This window comes from Gemmatimonas sp., from assembly GCF_041689975.1.
In the GTDB taxonomy this organism is placed as follows: domain Bacteria; phylum Gemmatimonadota; class Gemmatimonadetes; order Gemmatimonadales; family Gemmatimonadaceae; genus Gemmatimonas.
Map to the genome: position 1 here is coordinate 1 of NZ_JBDNFF010000382.1, position 2,887 is coordinate 2,887.

Below are 2,887 nucleotides of genomic sequence, written 5' to 3' on the forward strand. Positions count from 1 at the left end.
CGACACCAAGGAAGCGGAGGAGTTCTGAGCGAGGGCAAGACATCGTCTGAGACCACCAGTGGCCCAAATACTGAGGAGGAATGAAATGGCAAGTCGAACCACAATCTTGAGCTGGTGGCGGTCGGTGTGGGAAGCCCGACTGGGACGCTCGCTCACACCCATCGAGACACGTCGCTTTCTCGGCAGTCCACAAGTAGGAGAGCTGGCGAGACTCCCTGACGCCAAGGTGCGGACCGCCATCAGGCAACACCGCAAGCTCCCCGACGCGCTTCACGCTGCCCGGAGTACCAAGGTCGCGTGGATCGACGAGCCGAGCAAAGCTCGCGAGAATCGGGGCTTCGCCCGGACCGTACGGCGAGTTGCCCCATCGTGCCCCGCCTGTGGACTGGTCCCAGATCCCCTCTCGGGGGCGGGTAGATGCTGAGTACGGCCGATCCTCAAACGCAAAGGCGGAATTGAGTAGGTGGAAATGCCGCCGTCGTCAACCAGTCGGACAAGTGGGAGGGTCCGCGCCGCTTCCCTTACCTGCCGTCCGGCAGTTGTTGGGACTAGGCGCCAGCTTCAGTTCTGGCAGTAATCGCAGCTTCCATCCGGATTCAGCGGAGAGAAGTGCACGGCACAATTGGGTAGTGGCCCGAGCTCATCTCGGGTGACCCTCCCGGCGGACGAGGAGTAGTTCGGGAACTTCACCCGATTGAGGCCCTCGTAGTAACCCGACGGCAGTGCTGTGTCGGGCGCATGGGCCGCCCGGATGTCCACGAATCCGTAGTGGACGTAGACAATGTTGAGACCGTCCGCGTCGGCGAAGGAGAGGTACGACCTGCTCTCGGGGACGTTGAAAGACTGCGCTGCTTCCAGCGCACCGCCGTCTCGCATTGCTTCGAGAGCTCGGGCGATGTTGGTCTTCTCGATCCCAAAGGATTCCATCGCGAGCCTGGCCCCGGATTCGTTCACCAGTCAGACCTCCCGCGACTCGCCGTGGCCCCGCTATTCATTGCGCTATGTCACGAGCAGCGCGAACCATCGCGGACGTGTCGACGAAGCAGGCGTCCAGAAGCTTGGCGAAGTCCTCCCATCGAAGTTCGACTCCACTCTGTGCTTTCCGCGGCCACCAGTCGATGGTCCCCTTGGAGATATTGAGCGTTCCGAGTTTCTCTCCATCACTGAAGATCTCGAACGAGTAGTCGGCATTCACCACCTCCCGTGTCGGCTGGCTGACTCTCACCACATGCTCTGCCACAGTTGCACCTCTTTTCTGTTGAGGACGGTAGATCGCTGACTCTCAATGTTCTCGGGACGGGAGCGCACCAACGCTTCAACCTCATCGGCGGCCGCAACCAGATCATCATGCTCCCATACGACGAGGGTCAACCAGCCAGCCTCCTCAAGCTTGTGAACCGTGTCAGCATCGCGGCGGCGGTTTGCCTCCAGCTTCTCGGACCACCGCTCCCAGTTCGACTTCGGGATCGTCCCGTGGTCCGAGCACCCATGCCAGAAACAGCCGCGCACGTCAACAACCACTTTCGCCCTCGTGAAGACGATGTCGTGCCGGCGACGCCGATCGATAATCGGGAAATCGATCCGGTACCTGAGCCCTCGGGACCAGATCTCTCCGCGGAGCAGACGTTCTGGCCCGGTGTCGCGGCGACGCTGTCGCTGCATCTGTTCCCGGACCGCCGGCGACGAGGCTTTCGGTCGGCCGGTCACGCTCGATCGCCGGTCCCGATCGCGTGGCACATATGGACATTCTCGCGCCGTCAGCGCGGCAGCCGACCGTCGCAGTGACGGGTCGACCACAGGAAGGCCCGTTGGCGAGGAGGTCTCCGTGAGGGGAACCGATTACGGCTAGGTTTGTGCCTTCACGGCAAATGCCGCGTGGCCGGGCGAGAAGGAGATTCGATAGGTGGACGGACTGGAATGGATCTTCGACCCGGTGCCCCCTTCGGGAGCACTGTCCGGCGGTGACCCAGCGTCATATGTCTTCAAGCCGAGTATCGACACGTTCGTTCGCGAGGTCGTCCAGAACTCGAACGACCAGCGGGGCGGCGAGGGGATGGTCGATGTGACCTTCGCGCTGCACGAATTCACTGGCGGCGACGCAGCTGACACAGCCCTCTCCGCGGTCGGTTGGAATCAACTCGTAACGCACCTCGAGGCTGTATCCGAGACTGAGAGCCTGATTGCCGGTCGAGTTCGCGAAGCAGTCGACGACGCATCACAGGGCCGACTCTTGATGCTCGCCGTGAGTGACCGCAATACCCGTGGGCTCTACGGCGAAGAGATGTCCACCGATGGCAATTTCGCCCCCCTTTGCCGACACAAGCTCGTTACGTCCGACGACAAGACGCTCGGTGGCGGATCTCACGGGTTGGGTAAGGCCGTCCTTTGGAGCTTCTCGTCGATCTCAACCGTGGCGTTCGCCTCAGTGATCGACGATGACCCGGGCCAGACCAGGTACATCGCTCGAACAGAGCTGCCCTACCACGATCACGCAGGGACCGTCTGGGCCGGGCAGGGTTGGTACGGCGTCCCATAAGACTCTGGTCAGGGCAACTTCGCGAAATCCGCTTGGTTCGGCGCATCCGAGCAACACCTGCGCGGTTCACCGATGGAGAGACCGGTCGACGAGTCGGGGACAACGATCCTGATTCCGTTCTTCTTCGAGCCTCAACTTGATGAACGACGCCCCGCGAGCAAGATCGCCGAGTCAATCCTCGAGTCAGTGTCCAAATGGTTCTGGCCATCGCTCAGAGCGCACCAGCTACGGGTCGATGTCCATGCCTTCCAGAACGGCCAACGCTGCCAGCTGTTCCATTAAAGTCAACGCCCCGTTGATAATGGGTAGAACAGCAGGCACCAGTCCGGCAAACAATAGAGCCTCCCTGTC

4 protein-coding genes are annotated in these 2,887 nt (G+C 61.6%); 1 reads left to right on the plus strand and 3 read right to left on the minus strand.

Annotated elements, in window-relative coordinates:
- Positions 1–561: 561 nt before the first annotated feature.
- The 3 genes from ACESNG_RS21895 to vsr are packed head-to-tail and all read right to left on the minus strand — an operon-like array spanning position 562 to position 1,707.
- Positions 562–954: a hypothetical protein gene (locus ACESNG_RS21895; protein ID WP_373070857.1), complete on the minus strand. Its 393-nt coding sequence runs from the start codon at positions 952–954 to the stop codon at positions 562–564.
- Positions 955–991: 37 nt separating this feature from the next.
- On the minus strand, positions 992–1,240 hold the full coding sequence (locus ACESNG_RS21900) for a hypothetical protein (protein ID WP_373070859.1): 249 nt from the start codon (positions 1,238–1,240) through the stop codon (positions 992–994).
- Positions 1,222–1,707 carry a DNA mismatch endonuclease Vsr gene (vsr, locus tag ACESNG_RS21905; RefSeq protein WP_373070861.1) on the minus strand — a complete coding sequence of 162 codons (486 nt, stop codon included), beginning with the start codon at positions 1,705–1,707 and terminating at the stop codon, positions 1,222–1,224. Before vsr ends, ACESNG_RS21900 begins: the two co-directional genes overlap by 19 nt.
- A gap of 196 nt (positions 1,708–1,903) precedes the next feature.
- Here vsr and ACESNG_RS21910 point away from each other — a divergent pair, with 196 nt between their 5' ends.
- Positions 1,904–2,536: a hypothetical protein gene (locus tag ACESNG_RS21910; protein ID WP_373070863.1), complete on the plus strand. Its 633-nt coding sequence runs from the start codon at positions 1,904–1,906 to the stop codon at positions 2,534–2,536.
- Positions 2,537–2,887: the final 351 nt, after the last annotated feature.